The 21,610-nt window shown below is 33.9% G+C and carries 19 protein-coding genes; 17 read left to right on the top strand and 2 right to left on the bottom strand.

Annotated features, from left to right (window positions below; genetic code table 11):
* Positions 1-167: 167 nt before the first annotated feature.
* Positions 168-1,634: a hypothetical protein gene (locus tag ACJJVW_RS02555; protein ID WP_405250662.1), complete on the bottom strand. Its 1,467-nt coding sequence runs from the start codon at positions 1,632-1,634 to the stop codon at positions 168-170.
* The gene (locus ACJJVW_RS02550; protein WP_405250661.1) at positions 1,635-2,342 is read right to left on the bottom strand and encodes a glycosyltransferase family 2 protein; all 708 of its coding nucleotides are present in this window, start codon (positions 2,340-2,342) and stop codon (positions 1,635-1,637) included.
* A 433-nt stretch (positions 2,343-2,775) separates the two neighbouring features.
* On the opposite strand from ACJJVW_RS02550, the gene ACJJVW_RS02545 reads away from it, so the two are divergent.
* The 17 genes from ACJJVW_RS02545 to ACJJVW_RS02465 all read left to right on the top strand — a co-directional run bounded on the left by ACJJVW_RS02545 (position 2,776) and on the right by ACJJVW_RS02465 (position 21,609).
* A complete protein-coding gene (locus ACJJVW_RS02545; protein WP_405250660.1) occupies positions 2,776-3,555 on the top strand; it encodes a glycosyltransferase in 780 nt (259 codons plus the stop codon).
* Positions 3,556-3,624: 69 nt separating this feature from the next.
* Entirely contained in the window at positions 3,625-4,488 is an 864-nt protein-coding gene (locus tag ACJJVW_RS02540) for a glycosyltransferase family 2 protein (protein ID WP_405253049.1), read from the top strand.
* Positions 4,472-5,557, top strand: a complete 1,086-nt coding sequence (locus tag ACJJVW_RS02535; protein WP_405250659.1) for a glycoside hydrolase family 99-like domain-containing protein — start codon at positions 4,472-4,474, stop codon at positions 5,555-5,557. Before ACJJVW_RS02540 ends, ACJJVW_RS02535 begins: the two co-directional genes overlap by 17 nt.
* Before the next feature lie 41 nt (positions 5,558-5,598).
* Positions 5,599-6,666 (top strand): glycosyltransferase family 2 protein, encoded by a 1,068-nt coding sequence (locus ACJJVW_RS02530; RefSeq protein ID WP_405250658.1) that lies wholly within the window; start codon positions 5,599-5,601, stop codon positions 6,664-6,666.
* Positions 6,663-7,610 carry a glycosyltransferase family 2 protein gene (locus tag ACJJVW_RS02525; RefSeq protein WP_405250657.1) on the top strand — a complete coding sequence of 316 codons (948 nt, stop codon included), beginning with the start codon at positions 6,663-6,665 and terminating at the stop codon, positions 7,608-7,610. Before ACJJVW_RS02530 ends, ACJJVW_RS02525 begins: the two co-directional genes overlap by 4 nt.
* Positions 7,611-7,633: 23 nt before the next feature.
* Entirely contained in the window at positions 7,634-8,740 is a 1,107-nt protein-coding gene (locus tag ACJJVW_RS02520; protein WP_405250656.1) for a glycosyltransferase, read from the top strand.
* Between the two features lie 55 nt (positions 8,741-8,795).
* Positions 8,796-9,959 (top strand): cytidylyltransferase domain-containing protein, encoded by a 1,164-nt coding sequence (locus ACJJVW_RS02515; protein ID WP_405250655.1) that lies wholly within the window; start codon positions 8,796-8,798, stop codon positions 9,957-9,959.
* A complete protein-coding gene (locus ACJJVW_RS02510; protein WP_405250654.1) occupies positions 9,952-10,827 on the top strand; it encodes an N-acetylneuraminate synthase family protein in 876 nt (291 codons plus the stop codon). Before ACJJVW_RS02515 ends, ACJJVW_RS02510 begins: the two co-directional genes overlap by 8 nt.
* 572 nt (positions 10,828-11,399) lie before the next feature.
* A complete protein-coding gene (locus ACJJVW_RS02505; RefSeq protein ID WP_405250653.1) occupies positions 11,400-12,803 on the top strand; it encodes a UDP-glycosyltransferase in 1,404 nt (467 codons plus the stop codon).
* Positions 12,800-13,753 carry a hypothetical protein gene (locus ACJJVW_RS02500; protein WP_405250652.1) on the top strand — a complete coding sequence of 318 codons (954 nt, stop codon included), beginning with the start codon at positions 12,800-12,802 and terminating at the stop codon, positions 13,751-13,753. Before ACJJVW_RS02505 ends, ACJJVW_RS02500 begins: the two co-directional genes overlap by 4 nt.
* 3 nt (positions 13,754-13,756) lie before the next feature.
* A complete protein-coding gene (locus ACJJVW_RS02495; protein WP_405250651.1) occupies positions 13,757-15,190 on the top strand; it encodes an MBOAT family O-acyltransferase in 1,434 nt (477 codons plus the stop codon).
* A 107-nt stretch (positions 15,191-15,297) separates the two neighbouring features.
* Positions 15,298-16,200, top strand: a complete 903-nt coding sequence (locus ACJJVW_RS02490) for a hypothetical protein (RefSeq protein WP_405250650.1) — start codon at positions 15,298-15,300, stop codon at positions 16,198-16,200.
* A gap of 8 nt (positions 16,201-16,208) precedes the next feature.
* A complete protein-coding gene (locus ACJJVW_RS02485) occupies positions 16,209-17,078 on the top strand; it encodes a hypothetical protein (protein ID WP_405250649.1) in 870 nt (289 codons plus the stop codon).
* Positions 17,078-18,226, top strand: coding sequence for a glycosyltransferase family 4 protein (locus ACJJVW_RS02480; protein WP_405250648.1), 1,149 nt, complete (start codon positions 17,078-17,080; stop codon positions 18,224-18,226). Before ACJJVW_RS02485 ends, ACJJVW_RS02480 begins: the two co-directional genes overlap by 1 nt.
* A 37-nt stretch (positions 18,227-18,263) precedes the next feature.
* Positions 18,264-19,118 (top strand): FkbM family methyltransferase, encoded by an 855-nt coding sequence (locus ACJJVW_RS02475; RefSeq protein ID WP_405250647.1) that lies wholly within the window; start codon positions 18,264-18,266, stop codon positions 19,116-19,118.
* Positions 19,115-20,581, top strand: coding sequence for a glycosyltransferase family 2 protein (locus ACJJVW_RS02470; RefSeq protein ID WP_405250646.1), 1,467 nt, complete (start codon positions 19,115-19,117; stop codon positions 20,579-20,581). The genes ACJJVW_RS02475 and ACJJVW_RS02470 overlap by 4 nt, the downstream gene beginning before the upstream one ends.
* Complete coding sequence (locus tag ACJJVW_RS02465) at positions 20,578-21,609, top strand: exostosin family protein (RefSeq protein ID WP_405250645.1); 1,032 nt, start codon at positions 20,578-20,580, stop codon at positions 21,607-21,609. The genes ACJJVW_RS02470 and ACJJVW_RS02465 overlap by 4 nt, the downstream gene beginning before the upstream one ends.
* Position 21,610: the final 1 nt, after the last annotated feature.

Below are 21,610 nucleotides of genomic sequence, written 5' to 3'. Positions count from 1 at the left end.
AGTTGCTCGTGGAAAATAACTTAAAGTTCAGATTATATTGTAGATGATTTTTAAAACTAAATTATTCTTAGATTTTTTCACGTTAATATCACTTTCAGCTTACTATAAAGAAATTTTAAAATACTTTCGGTTTGATCAATCACAACACTTAGAGAAAGAAATATCCATTAGTATTTCTTTCCAATATATACTTTTTTTCCATAGGATGTAACAGAATCTAATTTGAATACATCTAAGTTGTACATGGGTTCAGTAAATAGAATAACATCACCTTCTTTTAAAGATGTGTTTGTAAATGATCCTTTTTGGTATTTTATTTTCTTTATGGTTAATAGCGCTTCTGCACAAATTTTGACATGTTCTTGAGTAGAGTTGTCAATTAAAAAATTTTTATGGAGATACGGGCCAATAGATTTAATATTTGACGAAGTATCTATACCACCATGACTAGTTTTTAAAAAACAGGAAGGAATAAAAATTAAAAGAAGTACTAAAATAATGGGAGATAAAATGTTTTCAATTTTTTTAGGGATTGTATAATTATCTGCGATGTCTAAAACGCATAAGCTGGTCATTCCAATGATAATTGGTAAAAATATGCGTGAGAATGGAGTTTGTTTTAATGCAATCATCAAAACCAATGGAAGTATGAAAAGAATTATGATTTCAGGGCGTCTATTCTTTCTAGCAAAATATATTATTGTAATTAATAGAACAGTAAAATAAATATAACCTCCGGAAATTTCTATAAGTACTTGAAAATAGTGCTGAATTATAAAATCAAAATCAACAGTTTTCATGGATCTAACGAATTTATTGCTTATTAAACTTTCGTACCCTCTGAAAATAATTATTGGAGAATATAAAGTAATTATTGTAAGTGTGAAAAAGAAAGCACTTTTGAGTAACCACAAGTAATTATCAATAGCTTTCGGTAAATTTTTAATTAAAAAAACTGCATAGAATGTTAAAAAGCTATAGAGGTAAGCAGGGCTTGTATACAGACCTATTCCTGATAATAAAAGAAGCAGTTCGTTTTGGTGTTTAAAAGTTATGTTTTCTGAATTTTTAAAAATAACTATTAATGATAAAGTCGCAAATAAAGCTTGAAAAATATAGCCCCTAGCTTGGAATGTGTATGACAAAAATGGCAAGTTTAAAAGTAAAGCACAGCTAAATAATATTGTGTAAAATAGCTTATGATTTTTGATGTTAGTAAAAACAACATTGATAAGTAAAAAAGAGAAAAACAAAGCGGGTATACGAACGATGATTGGATTACCTATCCAGCCAAAAAGATGCCATATTAAATTACTTAAAATAGAATGGAAAATGTGATTATTAGGAGCTGGGTAGGTTGCTATGGCATAAAAAAAAGATTTATTTACAAATTGTAAAAATGTATAAGATTCGTCGTAAGTGAGAGGTAAAGTCCAAGCAATAATAGTGCTAGGGATTAAAAATAAAAATGATACCCACGTAATATTGATCTTATCTTTTGTATAATTTAAAATTTTTAAAAGAAGCGACTGGAAGTATTTTAAGTTGCAAAATATTATAGCTGTCCAAAAACATATAATAGGAGCAACAAAATATAGGTTATAGTAATTTGGATTTGAGATGTTGATAAACATTTAGTATTTTATAATGCAGTAAATTGCTCTAAAACCATCTTTCCAGCCTATTTTTTTTCCTTCATCATAAGATCTTCCGTAGTAACTAATTCCTACTTCGTAAATTCTCACCCCTCTGAGCTTAGAAATTTTTCTAGTAACTTCCGGCTCAAAACCAAATCTCTTTTCTTTTAGAATTAAACTTTGCAGCATTTCCGTTTTGAACATTTTATAGCATGTTTCCATATCTGTAAGGTTCAAATTCGTTTTCATATTGGATAGAGTTGTTAGGAATTTATTTCCGATACTATGCCAAAAAAATAAAATTCGGTGCGGTTTACTTCCCATAAAACGAGATCCATAAACTACATCTGCAGCTCCTAAAAGTATTGGTTTTAGTAGGTCGTTGTATTCTTCAGGGTCATACTCTAAGTCTGCATCTTGAATGACAGTGAGTTCCCCTGTAGCTTTTTTAATGCCAGTATGCAGAGCAGCACCTTTTCCTTGATTTTTAGTGTGACTAAAGTATTTTATAGATAAATCTTTGTTTTTTGTAATGTAATTTTTAATCGAATCAACTGTGCCGTCACTTGAATAGTCATCTACAATGATGATTTCTTTGTCAATGTTATTTTCAAGTTGAACTGCTTTAATTTTGTTTAAAATTAAATGGATTGTTGGAGCTTCATTATAGGTGGGTATAATTATAGAGAGTCTTTTAAATATCATTATGTAATTAATTAATTAAAACTTATAAATAATTACATTTATAGCTTTAAAAGATGGACTTGATTTTATTGTGTGTAGAATTTAACTTAAAAGCAAGTTTAGCAATTTCTCATCAATATTTGAGCTTAAAAATGTAAAGAACATTTTGTAAAGAGTAATTTGTATTGTTTTACTTGTGTTGGGCTTATTTTTATAAAATTTCTTATCATTCGAGTTTAAATAAATATATTGTGATAAAATTTGGTTGGATATCATTAGTATACTTGAATTTTACTGATGTTCAATCGAGTCTTAGCTGATTACTTTTATAGGGGCAATTTGAATGATTAATTAAACGCTTTTATTCTCAAAATACTTAAGTCTATTTTAATGCAAATGAGAATGGGTTATCCTTGTTTTTTACTTTAAAATGATAGTAAGTTAAAATTAAAACATGATATCTGTAGTTATACGTAATAAAAATCAAGAAGTAGCACTGGAGTTTTTATTAAAAAACCTGACACAGCGATACACTGAAGACATTTCTGAAATCATAGTAGTAGATAATTTATCTACAGATAGAAGTAAGGAGATAACCACTAGATATAATGCGCGCTTTGAAACTATAAAGGAATTTAGTTATGGTGGAAGTGCAAACTTTGCTGCTAGTAAAGCTCAATTTTCTATAGTCGTAATATTTAGTGCGCATTCATATCCCGTGAGTCACGATTTTTTTAAAACAATAAAGGATAGATTTGAATCAAATAATAACTTGGCTGGTGTACGTTGCTTGCATAGCCCAAATGATTATAGAAATTACATAAATAAAATAAGTGCAAAAACTGACCCTAATAAATCAGGATTAATATTCTCAGGTTCTGCTTTTAGTAAAAAAGTTTGGGAGGAGTATCCATTTAGAGAAGATGTCGCTACATTCGAAGATAAGGAGTGGACAAAAAGAGTGGTTAATGCAGGGTTTGATATTGAGTTTGCACCTGCTATCTTTAGTTATGAAATACGCAGAACAAAAAAGCAACAATTTTTTAGATGGAAGAATGATTTAGTAGGCAATTATCAGCTTTGGCATAAAGATGTAAGCATCCTTTCTGCTGGTAAAGGTATTATTGCTACTGGATGGAGGCTTAAAAAAGCCCTTGTTGTTGATTTATGGTATGCTCTAAGGCGCTTTGTTTATACTATAAAGTTTTGCTTAAATAAGCCCAAAAGGTTTTAGATAAATAATCTTCACTAGTGGTGTATGTTTTTCCTATGTCTTTTCAATAGAAAATAGTATAACTTTTAAATACAAATTATTAAAATATCAATCATAATACCTTCTTACAATCAAGCAATGTTTCTTGATGAAACACTTGATTCTGTTTTTCTTCAAACAGAGAAGAGTTGGGAGTGCTTAATCATTGATGATGGTAGCACAGATGAGACTGCCGTTGTAGCTCACAAATGGGTGATTAAAGATGATAGATTTAAATATTTTAAAAAAGATAACGGCGGGTTAAGCAGTGCACGCAACTACGGACTTAAACTTGCTCAGGGCACTTACATTCAATTGTTAGATTCTGATGACTTGCTTATGCCTACTAAATTTGAGAAGCAACTTGTAAATTTAAATAATACAGATATATGTATTTGTGATTACAGGCCATTTGATAATGAGACAAATCAAGATGTAGTACATAGATATTTAACTCCTTTTGTATCCGCTAGTAATTTGGTTAATAGTGTTATACTCAACTGGGAGTCTAAGCTGTCAATACCTTGCCATACTGCCTTATTTAGAAATGATATTCTATTAGATAATACATTAAATTTTGATGAGTCGCTTGATAATCACGAAGACTGGGTGTTTTGGGTGAAGTATTTTTATTATTCTCAAAAGGTTAGTTTTAACAGGGAGATACTAGCTGAGTATAGAATCCATCCTTACTCAATGACACAAGACTATTTTAAAATGAAGAATGGCTTTTTACAAGCCACACGACTTTTAGAAGAGTTTTTTAAGAATAATAAACAGCCTGAATACGCAAGAGTTTTATTAAAAAAAAGGCGAGAAATTTTAAGAAGAGGTAGAGAGCCGCTTTTGATTAAATACCCTAAGCGGTTATACCGTAAAATTATAAGTAAGTACAAGAATGTCAAAGGAAATTAAAGCAATCGCTATTCATTTACCACAATTTCACCCAATTAAAGAAAATAATGAATGGTGGGGTAATGGTTTTACCGAATGGACTAATGTTTCTAAAGCAAAGCCTTTTTTTGATGGACATTATCAACCTCATTTACCAGCAGATCTTGGTTTTTATGACTTAAGACTCGAGGAGGCAAGGATTGCACAAGAGGATCTGGCTCGTGCTAATGGAATATTTGGGTTTTGTTATTATCACTATTGGTTTAATGGAAAACGTATACTAGAAACACCATTAGAGCGTAAACTTAAAAATATTAAGGAAGATTTTCCTTTTATGTTATGTTGGGCAAATGAGAACTGGACAAGAGTTTGGGACGGTGGGGAAAAGAATATTCTTTTAGAGCAAAAGTATTCGCACGAAGATGACTTACTACATATTAGGGAATTGATAAGATACTTTAAAGATGATCGCTACATGAAATCTAATGGAAAACCAGTATTTGTTATATATCGACCTAACTTGTTTCCTGATATTAAAAAAACAATAGCGATATGGCGAGAGGAGGTTAAGGTAGCAGGTTTTTCTGATATCTATTTGGGGTACGCGCTAGGAGAAAAAAACCAGTCGCTTCTTGGAGAAGGAGGGTTTGATTTCTCTTATGACTTTCAGCCTAATTTTAGTAATAGACCTTCCAGTATTAAAAATAATGTATTTAAGAGGTATGCTACCGCATTACTACGTAAATTTAAATGGACTATAGATAATCGTTATGAGTTATTTTATGATTATGAACAGTTTGTTGATTTACAGATAAATACTGAGTTTAAATCGAAGGTCTATCCTGGAATAACTCCTATGTGGGATAATACCGCTAGACGAAAAAAGAATTATTTTGCTTTACATAATTCAACTCCGCAGAAATATGCAAAATGGTTAAAGCATATCGTTTTAAATTATCCTTGGCAAAAAATGCCAGAAAATTATCTATTTATAAATGCTTGGAATGAGTGGGCTGAAGGAAATCACTTAGAGCCTTGTCAAAAGTGGGGTAAACAGTATCTAGAAGAGACATATAAAGCACTTAAGTAATTTAATTTACCTACAATAAAGCCATAAATATTTAAAATAGAATGCAAGATCTTTTAACCGTAGTCTTACCTAACAGGAATAGAGATTTACAACTTGTTGTAAAGTCTATAAGCTCTGTTTACAGTCAGATCGAAGAAAATGTTAAGCTGATTCTGGTAGATTATGGAAGCCCAGTAGGTTATCAAAAGGAACTGAAAAATGTCTGTGCGAAATTTTCTAAACTCCAAATTATCTTATATCAAACACAAGGGCAGCTTTGGAACAAGTCTAGAATTATAAATTCAGTACTAAAAGACTGTTCTTCTCAATACTTTATGGTAAGTGATATAGATATGCTGTGGCATCCTGATTTTTTAGAAGAAGGACACTCACATTTGCACAGTGCAAAGGCCCTTTATTTTCCCGTGGGTTTCCTAACCGAGAGCGAAAGTAAAAGAGAAGTTTCATTTCATAAATATATCGTTAAGGGTATCTCAACTCACGAAGCAACCGGAATTTCGATTTTTCCAACAGTAAAACTCAAGTCTATAGGTGGGTTTGATGAATTTTATCACGGTTGGGGAGGGGAGGATACAGATGTACATATAAGACTGCAAAGAGCAGGTGTTACAGTAGAGTTCGTAGAAAACACTCTATACTTCAAGCATCAATGGCACCCTAAAATGTATCGAAGTTTCAAGAGTAACTATCCTTTTGCTGAAACTTTAGAATTAATAAATGGTCAATACCTAAACAGAGTACAAAAAGGAAGTGTTGTAAAGGCAAATAATTCATCTGGCACAGGCATAATTCCTGATTCATATGACCTTAATGTAGACGAGGTCAAAATAAATGTTCTTACAACTCGTGATCAAGTAAAATCTGCCTTGTATTATATAGAAAACTGTGTAGGGAAGAGAGTTTTATTAACAGTAAGAGAGCATCCAGAAAGACACGACTTTATTAAGAAAATAAAGAGAAAAGCCAGAGGTAAAGCTTTGAATTTTATAACGATTAGAGAAGCAAATAACATTATCTTAGAATGGGTTGTTTCTAAAGCTAGAGATTCTTTTTACAAGTATAAAATGTCTGAAAGTAATGTCATCACGCTTGAAGTACATTATAGATGAAAGTGCCTATGTATTTTGAAGAGCTAAATATACTTAGAGATGAAGAGCCTACCGTAAGTGTTTTTGTACTTTGTTATAATCAAGAGCCTTATATCCTTCAAACTATAGAGAGTATTCTTTCTCAGAAAACTAATTTTCCATTTGCCATCATTATAAGTGATGATTCAAGTAGCGATAAAACGCCACAAATTTGTGAAAGTTTAGCCGCTATAAATAGTAATATCACTTTTATTAAGCAGGAAAAGAACCTAGGTTTGATGGGTAACTTTGTAAAAACTTCAAAGTGGCTCAGAGGCAAATACGTCGCAATTTGTGATGGTGATGACTACTGGATTAATAATAATAAACTTCAACTTCAAGTTGACTTCTTAGAAAAGAATAAAGAGTATAGTGTAGTAGGTACAAGTTGTTTTAAATCTATAGGTGGTAAAATAAATGAAATAGATATAGATAAATATACTGGGCCTATTGCGTTAAGTGAGCTTTCTCTAGAAAATAAAATTATAGCACCTACTGCAGTGTTTCTCAATGTGTATCGTGTTCTAGAATTACCACAGTTTTTTCATAAATTTCCTTATGGCGACTGGCCATCGTATTTGCTAGTTATGTCTTTGACAAATACTGCAGCATTTAAACTAGCAGAGGTTACGGCTGTTTATAGAAGTACTATAGGTGTGTCTGCACGTATGAGAGAGGATAATACTAATGTGGCTATTCGAAATTTAGAAATCATCAAAAACTTAACGCATTTGGAAGCTCTAGAGCCTAATGAAGCATTGTTTAAAAATAGTTTAGAGCACCATCAATTAGCACTAGTAACATCTTACAATAGAGATAAAAAGTTTTTAAGAGGAGCTTTTTTAATGTTACAAATACTTAAATCAAATCTATCCTTGACATTATTTAAGCGATACATTTACTCCTTAAAAAAGTCTATAGTATAACAATGAGGATCTTACTAGTATCAATGAATTCTATACATTTTCGTCGCTGGTCAAATCAGTTGCGAGATAGTGGTCATGATGTGTACTGGTTTGATATACTAGATCAAGGTTATGCACCATCTATGAGCTGGATGACGCAAGTCACAGGATGGAAAAAAGGTTTTTTGAAGAAAAGAGGGCGTACGTTTATAAAAAATAAATTTCCTCAATTATATAGGATTTTAGTTCGAAGATATGATCACTCTATAGAGGATGCTTTCGCGAAAGCGTTACAAGAAATTCAACCAGATGCGGTACATAGTTTTGCACTCTATGTAAGTTGCACACCTATATTACCTGTAATGTACCAAAATAATATTCCATGGCTATACTCCTCATGGGGTAGTGATTTATTTTATTATAGAAATGAACCAGAATATTTAAAAGATATTCAAGCCGTATTGCCTCGCGTTAATTACATGTTTGCAGACTGTGCTCGCGATCAAAATATTGCTAATGAATTAGGTTTTACAGGAGAGCATCTAGGCGTTTTTCCAGGTGGAGGTGGATTTGATTTAGAGCTATTTGAAAAATATAAAATACCTTTTCAAGATCGTAAAATCATTGCGGTAAAAGGAAATCAAAATAGATCCGGCAGAGCCATTCCAGTGTTAAAAGCACTTGACTGCATTTCTCTCAAATTAGAAAGTTTTGAAGTAGTAGTTTTTGGTGTTGAAAATTCTGAGGTATTTAAATTTCAAGAAAGCAAGATTCCCAATATTACTGTTCATGGACTTATAAGTCACAAGCAGTTGATAGAGCTATTATGTAAAAGTGCTATCTATATTGGTAATTCAAACAGTGACGGAATGCCTAATACATTATTAGAAGCAATTTGTGCAGGAGCATTCCCTATACAATCTAATCCTGGTGGCGCTACCGCCGAAATTATAGAGGATGGCTTGAATGGCTTTCTCATAGAAGATTGTGAAGATGTCCATCATATTCAAGAATTAATTTCGAAAGCGATTAATAAGCAAAAGCTCTTAAAAAGTGGCATGGCATATAATACGTTGAATATTTTGCCTACACTTAGTCGCCGATTAATTACTAACCAAGTTGTTAAAGCTTACAGTACAATTAAACGTTAATGATTTTAACAAGTTGTCGGCTCTTATCCTTAAATTTGACTACAACCCAACCACAATGAAAAGCATCGGTTTTATACCCCTGCGTAAAGGCTCAAAAGGCATTCCAGGTAAAAATAAAAAGAAACTTCTCGGTCGCCCGCTATTTTGCTGGGTGCTGGGTGAAGCGATTGCTTCACGTCTTGATACTATCTATATTTATACGGACGATGAGGATATCATCGCTTTTGTAGAAAAAGAATATCACTGGACAGATAAAGTTAAAGCCGTACAACGTAGCGACGAGAGTGCTACAGATACTGCTTCTACAGAAATGGGGATGCAGGAGTTTGCAGCAGGTTTAAAAGAAGATTTTGATGTGCTTTGTTTACTCCAAGCAACATCACCTTTTACCACTTCTCAAGATATAAATGCGTGCCTAGATACAGTAGCGTCAGGTACGAAAAATGATTCGGCTCTTACGGTGGTAAATACACACCGATTCACTTGGAATGCAGATGGCACACCTCAAAATTATGATGTGTTCAACCGACCGCGTAGACAAGATTTTGATGGGTTACTTATTGAGAATGGAGCTTGCTATGTGACAAGGCGTGACGCTTTTCGCGAAAGCGGAAACAGAATTAGCGGTAAAATAGCTACGGTACACATGCCAGAGGATAGTCTTACAGAGATAGACACGCTTACCGACTGGAAAATCGTGGAGGAATTGCTAGCCGCTCGTTTAAAAACTAAGAAGCAAAGTAACCGAATTACACATCTTATACTTGATGTAGATGGTGTGTTTACAGATGGCTGTATCTATTATGGTGCAGAGGGCGAACTCATGAAAAAGTTTGACATGCGCGATGGTATGGGACTTGAGATTTTGAGACAATATAATGTTGAGGTAATGGTGATGACGTCTGAGGATTCTCAAATAGTAGCCAGCCGCATGAAGAAATTAAAAATAAACGATGTGTATCTAGGTGTGAAGGACAAGTATAGCTTGCTTTCTAGAATTGCGACAGATAGAGGTCTATCATTTTCAAACATAGCTTATATAGGTGATGATGTGAATGATATGGCAAATATTTGTGCAGCAGGTTGGTCATTTACCCCTGCAAATGCTACAATGCCTATCAAGAATCACGCAGATATTATATTACAAAACAATAGCGCAGAAGGAGCAATACGCGAAGCCTGTGACTTTATTATAAAATACAATAACCGATATGAGTAATTACAAAACGCCTTATACAATTGCTGAAATAGGCGGAAACCATAAAGGCGATATGGAAATCGCAAAGGAAATGATTAAAGTAGCGGCTATCTTCTGTAATGTAGATGCCGTAAAATTCCAGAAGCGACACAACATAGAACTTCTTACTAAAGAACAATATGAAGCACCACATCCTAATCCTGTAAATTCTTATGGAGACTCTTATGGAGCGCATAGAGAATTCTTAGAATTTGATGTGAATCAGCACGCAGAGCTTAAGGCTTATTGTGAGGAATTAGGCATTACCTATGCAACTTCGGTTTGGGATACAACGAGTGCAAAGGAAATAGCAGGGCTTCATCCAGAGTTTATAAAAATACCTAGTGCTTGTAATAATCATTACGAAATGCTAGGATGGTTATGTGAGAATTACAAAGGGGAGATTCACTGCTCCACTGGGATGACTACAAGAGATGAGATAGAGGAGCTAGTACAGTTTTTTGAAAAGCATAACAGAGGTAAAGACCTAGTACTTTATAACTGTACGTCTGGATATCCAGTACCATTTCCAGATGTTTGTTTGCTAGATATTAAAACGCTCATCGAGAAGTATGGCGATCGTGTAAAGCACATCGGGTTTTCTGGTCATCATCTAGGTATTGCAGTAGATGTTGCTGCTTATACACTTGGTGCAAACATTGTAGAACGCCACTATACACTAGACCGTACTTGGAAAGGTACAGATCACAGCGCATCACTGGAACCAGCAGGAATGAGAAAGCTTTCTAGAGATTTAAAGGCGGTATATCAAGCATTGGACTATAAAGCGACGGACATTTTACCTATTGAGCAAGTACAAAGAGATAAGTTGAAATATAGAAAGGTTTAAGGTAAATTAAGAGTCTTTGTTTAAGGCAAACTAACAAAAATTAGGAGTCGTCATTTCGACAGAGCATAGCGACGAGAAATCTCATCAGAGTAAGTAGAGAAGAGTAAGCAGAGAAGAGTAAACAAGTATTTGAGCTTTTACGTGAGCTTGATAATGTGATTTCTCCTTAGGTCGAAATGACAAAAGGCTAGAGCAAAGTGAAATCTCATTAAGTGAGTATAGCAGAACTCGTCATTTCGACAGAGCGCAGCGACGAGAAATCTCATCAGAGTAAGCAGATAAGAGTAAACAAGTATTTGAGCTTTTTGCGAGAGCTAGATAATGTGATTTCTCCTTAGGTCGAAATGACCAAAGGCTAGGGCAAAATGAAAACTCACTGGGTGAGTATAGGAGAACTCGTCATTTCGACAGAGCGAAGCGACGAGAAATCTCATCAGAGTAAACAGAGAAGAGTAAACAATGTATTTTGAGCTTTTTACGTGAGCTTGATAATGAGATTTCTCCTTTGGTTGAAATGACAAAAGAATAAAACCAAAAAAAACCTTATTACAGTAAGTAGCTGTATATGAAATATGATTAAAAAAAATAAAGTTTTCATTCTTTTTCCAGATGGCGTAGGCCTACGCAACTTTGCTTTTACTAAGTTCAAAGAAGTAGGAGAGGCACAAGGATTTGATATCACGTATTGGAATAACACCATATTTTCGTTAGAAAAAGAATTGGGTTATAATGAAGTGAAGATTGAGAACACCAGGATTCACCCTAAAACGCCTACACTTAGTCACGCAAGAAAAAGAGTAGAACTTGCGCTTTCGCGAAAGCGTGAAAAGGATCATGTCTATCCTACCTATCGTTTTCCATTACAGTGGAATAGTTTAAAGAAAGCCTTAAAAAGTGCATTTGTAAAGTATCATGAAACGTTTAGTGCTACGCCAAAGGGATGGCAACGAATAATGAACCAAATGCAAGCCGCCGAACGATCTACTGTTCGCTACCAAGAGCTTAGAGCACAACTAGAAGAACACCGTCCAGATATTGTCTTTTGCACCACACAGCGCGCTACACAGGCCATTGCACCTATCCTAGCAGCAAAAGACTTAGGAATTAAAACTGCGTGTTGGATTTATAGTTGGGACAACCTGCCTAAGGGAATGACCACTGTAGAGACAGATTACTATTTTGTATGGTCTGAGTTAATGAAGGAGCAGCTCTTACAGTATTACCCAAAAACGAGCGAAGAACAGATATTTGTAACGGGGACTCCACAATTTGAGCCTCATTATGATAAGGATTTATTGCTTTCGCGAAAGCAATTTTGTCTAGAGCATAACCTTAGTGAAGAGACACGATATATTTGCTTCTCTGGGGATGATCAAACCACGTCACCACTGGATCAATATTATCTAGAAGACACGGCAATTGCTGTGCGTAAGTTGAGAGAAGAAGGTGAAGATGTAGCTATTGTATATAGAAAAGTGCCTATTGATTTTTCGGGTAGGTATGATGAGGTTTTGGCTAACTATAGTGATGTCATAACACCTATAGATCCTTTATGGAAACCTATGGGGAGTCAATGGAATCAGGTAATGCCTACCAAAGAAGATTTTTCTTTACTAGTAAATACTTGTCACCACTGCGAGCTTGTGGTAAACATATGCTCGAGTATGGTGTTTGACTTTGTGGCTCACAATAAGCCTACTATTTACCCCAATTACGAGCAGCCACAACTTAAGAAAGGAATACGTGATATAGGACAGAACTATAAATATGTTCACTTCCGCTCGATGCCAGATTATGATACAAGTGTCACTTGGGCAATGAATAAAGAGGAGATTTATGATGGAATTAAAGGGTTACTTAATGGTAGTCTTAATCCAGTTCCTATTACAAAAAAGTGGTTTGGAATTGTAAATAAACCAGAACAGCCTGAGAAAGCTAGTGAGCGTATTTGGGAAGGGATAAGGGAAATTATATGAAAGTCTTTATTAAGTATGTACTGATTATTGTCATAGGGGCTTATGCTACAAATCTATTGTTAGGTAAACTAGTAGATAAAGGATTAGTGAGCGGGACTCATACGTACTTTGAGGAATGGAATCAAATAGTAAGTGGCGATATTAATGCTGAGGTTATTATCCTAGGTAGTTCTCGAGGAAAAGTGTCATATGACCCTGAGGTTTTTACTAAAGGACTGCAGCTTGAGACTTTCAATTTAAGCTTCGATGCTGCTCCTCATAATTTGCAGATAGATAAGTTTAATACGTACTTGTCATATAATAAAAAGCCTAAAATACTAATACAGAATATTGACTTAGCACATTTTTCAACTTTAAAACAAATCCCATTTAGAGAACAGATTTTACCTGTTTCAGAGGTGCCAGAGGTAAGAGAAATCATAAAAAAATATGAACCAGAATACAACTACTGGAAATCTCAGGGGACGATGAAATATGCTTATGACGTCAGGTTATTTAAAAGAGCTTTTCTATATGCTTTAGATAATTTCGATAATCTACCCTCACTTGATTATAATGGATTCTATCCAGTTGAAAAGCCATTTCAGATAGATTCTTATAACCTAGCTAGAATAGAAGCATCTCACATAGAGAAGCCTAATTTTATAAAAGAAGAAGGAATAGCGACTACCTTAAGTTTTATTAAGAATCAATTAGATGCAAATATTCAAGTAGTTTTAGTGTGGCTTCCGGAGTCTGAGAGAAGATGGAGGCTAACTGAAAGAGCTACACATCGAGTTAAAAATTTAGTAAGTGAGTTCTGTACTGAAAATAGCAATATTGCTTTTATTGACTTACAAAAAATTAATCTTGACGAAAAGAACCATTTTTACGATACATTTCATTTAAATAAGAAAGGGAGCTATATTGTTAGTTCTATGATAGTAGACACCATTAATAACCTTAATTAATAAATGCTTTTTAATTCATTAGAATATCTCGTCTTTCTGCCATTAGTCTTTGTAGTCTATTGGTTTGGTCTCAAAAAAAGTCTGAAGGGGCAAAACTTTTTTATTCTCTTAGTAAGCTATGTGTTTTATGGATGGTGGGATTGGAGATTTCTCGCGCTTATAGCCTTCAGCACACTTGTAGATTATATGGTAGGATTAAAAATCCAAAATAGTGATTCTAAGAAAAATAGAAAGCTGCTTCTCGGCATCTCTTTAACTGTGAATTTAGGGTTGCTAGGCTTTTTTAAATACTATAATTTCTTTGTTGATAGTTGGGTAGAAGCTTTCAATGCAATAGGCATAACGATGCACACTAGTACCCTACAAATTATCTTACCTGTGGGCATTTCATTTTATACATTTCAAACATTAAGTTATACGATAGATGTATATCGTAAGAAGCTAACAGCGACTCCTGATTTTATAAATTTTGCTGCGTATGTAGCATTTTTTCCACAGCTCGTGGCGGGTCCTATAGAAAGGGCATCTAACCTACTTCCGCAGTTTGCAGAGAAGCGAGCTTTTGATGAGGAAAAAGCAATCTCAGGTATTAATCTTATAATCTGGGGTTTGTTTCAAAAAGTTGTAATCGCCGATAGTTGTGCTCCTTATGTGAATGCAATATTTGACAACTACGAGAGTATGAACTCCCTCAGTCTATTATTGGGAGCTTTTTACTTTGCTTTCCAGATTTACGGGGATTTTGCGGGGTATTCAAACATTGCAATTGGCTCAGCGCGTTTATTAGGTTTTGACCTTATGCGTAATTTTAATTACCCGTACTTCTCAAGAGATATTGCTGAGTTCTGGAGGAGATGGCATATTTCTTTATCTACTTGGTTCCGAGATTATCTTTATATCCCATTAGGAGGTTCGAGAGGATCCAAGGCTAACCAACTTCGCAATGTATTAATCATTTTCATTGTTAGCGGATTCTGGCACGGAGCAAATTGGACTTTTATCTTTTGGGGAGCGCTTCATTCCTTATTTTTTATTCCAGTATTGTTATTTAATGTTAATAGGAAGAACCTAGATCAAGTTGCTACAAATCGATTACTACCCAACTTCAAGGAACTAGGTCAAATGCTGTTTACTTTTATACTTGTCTGCTTTGCTTGGATATTCTTTAGAGCAAGTTCTGTAAGTACTGCGTTTGCTTATATAGAAAGGATTTTTACAGATATGACCTTTACATTAGAGTACTTAAACATAGAGCGATATAATGTAGAGATGATTGTAATCTTAGGTATTTTAATAAGTATAGAATGGTTTAATAGAACTGAAGAACATCCATTTCAAGGAAGATTTAAATGGGTAAAGCTTACAGCTGTTATCCTAATGTTGCTCACGCTCGGTGTTTATTCTAATCATAACGACTTTATTTATTTTCAGTTTTAATATGATTTCATTTTTAAAACATATTGTAATTGTTATAGCTATCCTTATGTTGCTCACGCTCGGTGTTTATTCTAATCATAACGACTTTATTTATTTTCAGTTTTAATATGATTTCATTTTTAAAACATATTGTAATTGTTATAGCTATCCTTTTTATCAGTGCGGTAGGATTAGATAGAATATATTCATCTTTACTTACTAGACCAAGTACAGATTCTCCATTAAAAAAAGCTTTCAGTTATTCTAATCAAGAGTGGGATATTGTTTTTTTTGGTTCCTCACGAGTAGTAAATAACATTGATTGCAGTATCATTTCAAAATTGACAGGTAAATCTTGCCTGAATATGGGGTCAATGGGTTCTACCTTAAAAAATGATGCTTTTCTATTTGAAGTATTACTAAGTAATAATAATGCAATTAGGGATGCCTTTTTTCAGGTTGATTATAAGTATAATGATTTCTCGTTAGGGAGTCATTTTAAAGCTGACCTAATACCATTTACGGGAAGAGAACTGGTAGATCAATATCTTAAAGATGAACAAGGCAATGCATTACTGTGGGATATTCCTTTTTATAGGTATATGATTAATGATAAAGTAATTGGTATAAGAAAAGTACTAGTGCCTATTGCAGGACTATTTGGTAAAGATGCAAAAAGCGGATACAAGCCATTAGATGGGGAAGGTGTGCTTATAAACGTTTCCTTACCTGATAATTATGAACGAAACATCAACTCAGATTTATATGAAAAGGCTAGAGGTGCTACTAATGTAAATCTTAATTATTTTACGGCTCCTTTTTGTGAAGAAATCAAAAATAGAGAAGCTATGCTATCATTAAATAATCTCTTCGATTCATATATAAACTACGCGACCTTATATGATAGTAATCAAGAATATTTTAATGACTGTTTACACTTGAATAGATTGGGGTCAAAGAATTTTTCAGAAAAAATAGCAGAGGATATAATTAGAAGACGATGGTCTTCGCTTACTTTAAAAAGCGAATAAAGAAAACGATGAAAAAGATGTTAATTTACCTAATAATAATTTGCGCATTGCTTGTAATAAGTAGTGTGCTATTAGATATTGGGTATACTGCTTCTTTTAAGAATGATATTCCAAGAAATAAAGTACAATTGGTTGCTAATCTTAAGGACAGACATATAAATTTTGTCTTTTTAGGTAGCTCCCGAGTAGAAAACCACATAGATTGTAATTTGATTACTCAATTAACCGGAAAATCTTGTATTAATTTAGGAATACAAGGAGGGACAATTGCCGATTCTAATGTGATGATGCAAATGCTAAACTTAAATAGAGTGACTTATGACAAACTATTATTACAAGTGGATTATATGCATAATATAAATAATAATTCACCTGCTTTTGTGTCTCAATTAACACCTTTCGTAAGATCCAAAAGATTTTCCAAAGAACTAGCTAAGCGCTTGACGCTTCCTAAAATTTATGATTTACCATTTGTTAGATACGCTATCAATGAAAAGTATAACGGTGTTCGGGAGGTGCTTTTGCAAGTTTTTCAAAAAGAATCTAGTGTAGATATGCATTCAGGCTTTAATCCTTTAATGGGTGTGGGGAATGATATAAGTGGTCACTTTCCATATGAAATTACTTCAAGTAATGCAGATTTAGACGAGATTTTAGCTACTGGTGATAATGTGGTCCTTTTTACGGCACCTTACTGTAAGAATACATTGAATAGAGATGAATTTATAGAAGCGTTAACGATTGATTATCCCCAATTGAAAAGTTTCGTTGATATTTTTGATGATCAAGAAGATAATTATGCTAATTGTGGTCATCTAAATATGGAAGGAGCACAAAAATTTACGCATAGAATAACCGACGATATCCTTAGAAACTAATGCATATAGCCTATTTAACACCCGAGTACCCTCACCCTAAACTAGGTAATTCTGGCGGAATGGGAACGAGTGTAAAAAATCTTGTAACGGCTATCGTTGCTGAAGGGCATGCTGTGAGTCTGTTTATCTACGGTCAAAAAACAGATGAGGTGTTTATCGAGGATGGGATAACTTTTCATATCATAAAACAGAAGAGTTATGGGTATGGAGGTTTTTTTCTATACCGAAAACATATTAGTCGTTATTTGAACCGGTACTCAGATACCATAGATATTATAGAAGCTCCTGATTGGACAGGGATCACGGCATTTATGAAGTTAAAGAAACCGTTGGTGATACGTTTTCACGGAAGTGATACTTATTTCTGTCATATTGAAGGACGTTTGCAGAAGAAGAAAAATGCTTATTTTGAAAAACAAGCAGTCAAAAAAGCAATTGGCTTTATAGCTCCAACTACTTTCGCAGGAGAGGAGAGTATGCGGCTTTTTAATTTACCATTATTAAAAATGATAATAATTGCTCATGGACTTGAATTAGCTCAATTTAAAAATAACAATCCTGGTGATTTTTCTTCCAAGCGACTTTTAAATATAGGTACTCTTATTAGAAAGAAAGGAGTATTTCAATTAATAGAGATGTTCAATAAAATTATAGTTAAGCATCCTGATGCAACGCTTTACTTTATAGGTGCAGATAGTAACGATGTAAAAACAGGAAATGTTTCTACTTGGGAACTTATGCAAAAATTAATGTCGCCAGATGCCAAAAAAGCAATTACATACCTAGGTAAAATACCTTATAGTCAAGTTAAAAACGAAATAGAAAAAGCACATGTTTGTGTGTTTCCATCTTTAGCAGAAACACTGGGCATGGTTACCATAGAATCCATGGCGCTACAAAAGGTAGTGGTAAATACAAGTATAGGTTGGGCTCAAGATCTTATTGAACACGGTAAGGATGGGTTTATGCATCATCCAGATGATATTGAAGCATATGTAGATACAATCTCAAAATTATTTGATGATGATGTTCTTGTAAATAATATATCACAGGCAGCAAGGAAATCCGTAGAAAACAAATTTGATATAAGTAAACTAGTTCACAAAAATCTGGACACCTATAAACTGTTGTGTGAGGATGAGTATTAAAGTGGCTCTGTCAAAAATTAATAGAAGATATAAGGAGATGAAAAGTCATCCTCTTACAGCTAGTAATCCGCTAGCTGCGTTATGTAGATATGTTATTCTCAATGGAACATTCATAATAAAAAAAGGAGTTGTTAAAAAGTGGATTAACGGGCTACAATTAGAGTTAGAAAAGGGAGATGCGGGATTAGTAAGTAATGTATACTATGGCCTATATGAGTATAAGGAATCTTTACTTTTACTACATTTTTTAAGAAAAGAAGATACATTCCTTGATGTAGGAGCAAATTTAGGACATTACAGCCTTTTAGTATCAGGTTCATTAGGTGCTAATTCTATTAGTGTAGAGCCTATACCCGCCACTTGTAAAAAATTTAACGACTTAATTTTACTGAATAAGTTAGAGAGTAGCATTGACCTGCACCCTTACGGAGTTTCTAAAGAGGAAGGGAACTTGTATTTTTCTAGCAGAAATACAGTGATGAATCATGTTGTACAGTCTAACCATCCTGATGCTATACAGGTGAAGGTGTCCACCATAGATACACTTGTAGATGATAGAGATATTGCATGCTTTAAAATAGATGTAGAAGGATATGAAATGCCAGCATTACAGGGAGCAGAAAAGGTCTTGAAGAATCACACCTTAAAGATGATTATTGTAGAGCTCAATGACTCGGGTAGTCGTTATAAAATAGAGGATAGACAGATAGTGGGGTTTCTAGAAAATCTAGGTTTCAAAGCTTATGACTATAATCCATTTAAGAGACATTTTACAGCGCTTGACTCTTATAATAAAACACAATTTAATACGGTATTCATTAGAGATTTGCCTTTTGTGCAAAAGCGAGTAAATGGTGCTCCAAAGGTAAAAGTACTTAACCGAGAAATATGATTTTTATAGAACACGACGGTAACAAAGTAACAAGCAGTGCCTACCAGGGACAGCCCTTGGTATCGAGCTTGTACGTGTTATCTATAGAAAATCCAGATGAATTTCTTCTTGTCTATAAAGATCATAAGGATAGAGATCGTTTCTTGTCTCAAGCACAAGGAATAATATCAAAAACAAGTATTATTTCATCATATAACCCACTCAATACTGATTTTGGTTATGTAGAGGATAAACCATTTATTCCCACAAATGATGAGGTCATATTTCCTACTTGGAAAAAAGGGACGGCTATGTTTCTCGTACATGCTTCTTTGCTCAATCAAGTGTCATGCCAACTATCTAGCAGTAATGACTATTTATATTGGTTAAATTCACTAGGGAAACTTACGAGACCTTTGGGAGTGCTCAACTATCAACTTCCCATTACGGTTAAAACAGAAACTTTTGGTGTAAGCCAATTGTATAAATTTGTAAAGCAGCATTATAAACGTAGGTGGACTATACATTTATTGTTATGCCATCTCTATTATGAGAAGAAGTTTCCTTTGTACGCTTTCGCGAAAGCGCAATTTTATAAAAAACGTTCTTTATCTCTAGATATGCTTTCCTTGCAACAGTCTCTGGAAATTATAGATGGTATCCCACTTAACTATGATGTTATTATTCCAACTATTGGTCGTAAAGAGTATTTAAAAAAGGTTTTAGAAGATTTGAACAACCAAAAAATAACTCCTTCTCAAGTAATTATTATAGAACAAAATCCAGACCCTAACCAAATTTCAGAATTAGCTTATCTTAATAATGAAAATTGGAACTTTAAAATCATTCATAAATTCACCCATATAACTGGTGCTTGTGGTGCTCGTAATGCAGGAATAGCCCTTAGTAATTCGCCTTGGCTGTTATTCTTTGACGATGATGTACGCATAAAAACAGATTTTATGAATAAGGTGGAGAACTTCATTCAGAAAACAAATGCGAGGTGTGTAACTTTTGCGTGTATTCAAAAAGATGAGAAGGAAACCATGCAAGCTTATAAGCAATGGGAATCTTTTGGCTCTGGTTGCTCTATAGTGCATAGAGAAATTTTTAGTAAATGCTCATTTGATATGGCACTTGAACATGGCTATGGAGAAGACCTAGACTATGGTATGCAAGTGCGCAACTTAGGTAACGATGTTATTTATGCGCCTCAAATCCAAATGCTACACCTTAAAGCTCCAGTAGGAGGGTTTAGAAATCCACATGTATTTCCTTGGAAAGAAGAGACGGTACAGCCTAAGCCTTCTCCACAAATTATGTATTTTAGAAAAAAGAACTTGACATTAGAACAACTTCAAGGTTATAAGATAATGCAGTTCTTTAAGAGTTTTGGTTTCTTTAACACAAAAAATCCTTACAAGCACTTTAAGCGATTCAAAAAAGCTTGGAATCAAAGTGAAAAATGGGCGGCTAGGTTATGATTAAAATATACACAGACAGCTCACTTCTTATACCTAAAAATAGAGGAGAAGTACATCCACTCATATTTGACTTGCATTATTTTGAAAAAACTAATCAGGATGTAACGGCGCATTACTCGCTAGTAACAAATCCGGAAATAGCAGATGTATTTCTATTTCCTATTAATTACAATAGCATTCAAAATAAAGGTTATCAATCACACTTCAAGGACTTGTATAATTTAGCCCGCAAAAATGGTAAAAAATTAATGGTTTATACAGGAGGTGACTACGGTAAAACTTTTAATGATGATGCTATCATTGTATGGCGTAATGCTGGCTTTAAAAAATCTAACGATACGCATACCATAATTATTCCTGCATTTATAGATGATCCTTTGCAAAGAAAAGGAATGAACCATAAAGCTATAGCATATGCAGCGAGACCTCAAATTTCTTTTACGGGATTTGCGACAGGGAGTTTAAAAGAAGTACTAAGAGCCACAGCAGCTACATTAAAAGCTAATGTGTATAGATTGTGTAATAGAGATCAATCAGATAAGCAAGTATTATTTAATGCGGCGAGAGAACGATTTAAATATCTCAAACAATTAGAGCAATCTGAGTCTATAGAAACAGATTTTATTTACCGTTCAAAATATAGAGCAGGCGTAAAAACGGAAGAAGAGAAGGCACGCACAACAGAGGAATTTTACACGAATCTGAGTAAGTCGCCCTACACATTTTGTTTACGCGGTGCAGGTAATTTTTCTGTGAGATTTTATGAATCTCTGGCATCTGGTCGTATTCCTGTTTTAGTAGATACAGATTGTCAATTGCCGCTAGAACATATAATAAAGTGGCATGAACATGTGTGTATCGTGTATCGTGATGAAAACCTGATAAATGCTTTGAGCACTTTTCACAAAAAATACAATCAAGATTCTTTCATTAAGTTACAAGAATCTAATCGTAATTTGTATCAAAACTATTTAGTGCGAGATCGTTTTTTTTACAGCCTATATAATCATCTTAAATCAATACTTTAAA

Origin of the sequence: Dokdonia sp. Asnod3-C12 (assembly GCF_045063975.1) — a bacterium.
Taxonomy (GTDB): domain Bacteria; phylum Bacteroidota; class Bacteroidia; order Flavobacteriales; family Flavobacteriaceae; genus Dokdonia.
This window is presented reverse-complemented; position numbering and strand designations above follow the sequence as displayed.

Bases quoted from the DNA above. Each gene is read 5' to 3' on its own strand.
- ACJJVW_RS02555 (WP_405250662.1), bottom strand. From the start codon at position 1,634: ATGTTTATCAACATCTCAAATCCAAATTACTATAACCTATATTTTGTT.
- ACJJVW_RS02550 (WP_405250661.1), bottom strand. From the start codon at position 2,342: ATGATATTTAAAAGACTCTCTATAATTATACCCACCTATAATGAAGCT.
- ACJJVW_RS02545 (WP_405250660.1), top strand. From the start codon at position 2,776: ATGATATCTGTAGTTATACGTAATAAAAATCAAGAAGTAGCACTGGAG.
- ACJJVW_RS02535 (WP_405250659.1), top strand. From the start codon at position 4,472: ATGTCAAAGGAAATTAAAGCAATCGCTATTCATTTACCACAATTTCAC.
- ACJJVW_RS02530 (WP_405250658.1), top strand. From the start codon at position 5,599: ATGCAAGATCTTTTAACCGTAGTCTTACCTAACAGGAATAGAGATTTA.
- ACJJVW_RS02525 (WP_405250657.1), top strand. From the start codon at position 6,663: ATGAAAGTGCCTATGTATTTTGAAGAGCTAAATATACTTAGAGATGAA.
- ACJJVW_RS02520 (WP_405250656.1), top strand. From the start codon at position 7,634: ATGAATTCTATACATTTTCGTCGCTGGTCAAATCAGTTGCGAGATAGT.
- ACJJVW_RS02515 (WP_405250655.1), top strand. From the start codon at position 8,796: ATGAAAAGCATCGGTTTTATACCCCTGCGTAAAGGCTCAAAAGGCATT.
- ACJJVW_RS02510 (WP_405250654.1), top strand. From the start codon at position 9,952: ATGAGTAATTACAAAACGCCTTATACAATTGCTGAAATAGGCGGAAAC.
- ACJJVW_RS02505 (WP_405250653.1), top strand. From the start codon at position 11,400: ATGATTAAAAAAAATAAAGTTTTCATTCTTTTTCCAGATGGCGTAGGC.
- ACJJVW_RS02500 (WP_405250652.1), top strand. From the start codon at position 12,800: ATGAAAGTCTTTATTAAGTATGTACTGATTATTGTCATAGGGGCTTAT.
- ACJJVW_RS02495 (WP_405250651.1), top strand. From the start codon at position 13,757: ATGCTTTTTAATTCATTAGAATATCTCGTCTTTCTGCCATTAGTCTTT.
- ACJJVW_RS02490 (WP_405250650.1), top strand. From the start codon at position 15,298: ATGATTTCATTTTTAAAACATATTGTAATTGTTATAGCTATCCTTTTT.
- ACJJVW_RS02485 (WP_405250649.1), top strand. From the start codon at position 16,209: ATGAAAAAGATGTTAATTTACCTAATAATAATTTGCGCATTGCTTGTA.
- ACJJVW_RS02480 (WP_405250648.1), top strand. From the start codon at position 17,078: ATGCATATAGCCTATTTAACACCCGAGTACCCTCACCCTAAACTAGGT.
- ACJJVW_RS02475 (WP_405250647.1), top strand. From the start codon at position 18,264: ATGAAAAGTCATCCTCTTACAGCTAGTAATCCGCTAGCTGCGTTATGT.
- ACJJVW_RS02470 (WP_405250646.1), top strand. From the start codon at position 19,115: ATGATTTTTATAGAACACGACGGTAACAAAGTAACAAGCAGTGCCTAC.
- ACJJVW_RS02465 (WP_405250645.1), top strand. From the start codon at position 20,578: ATGATTAAAATATACACAGACAGCTCACTTCTTATACCTAAAAATAGA.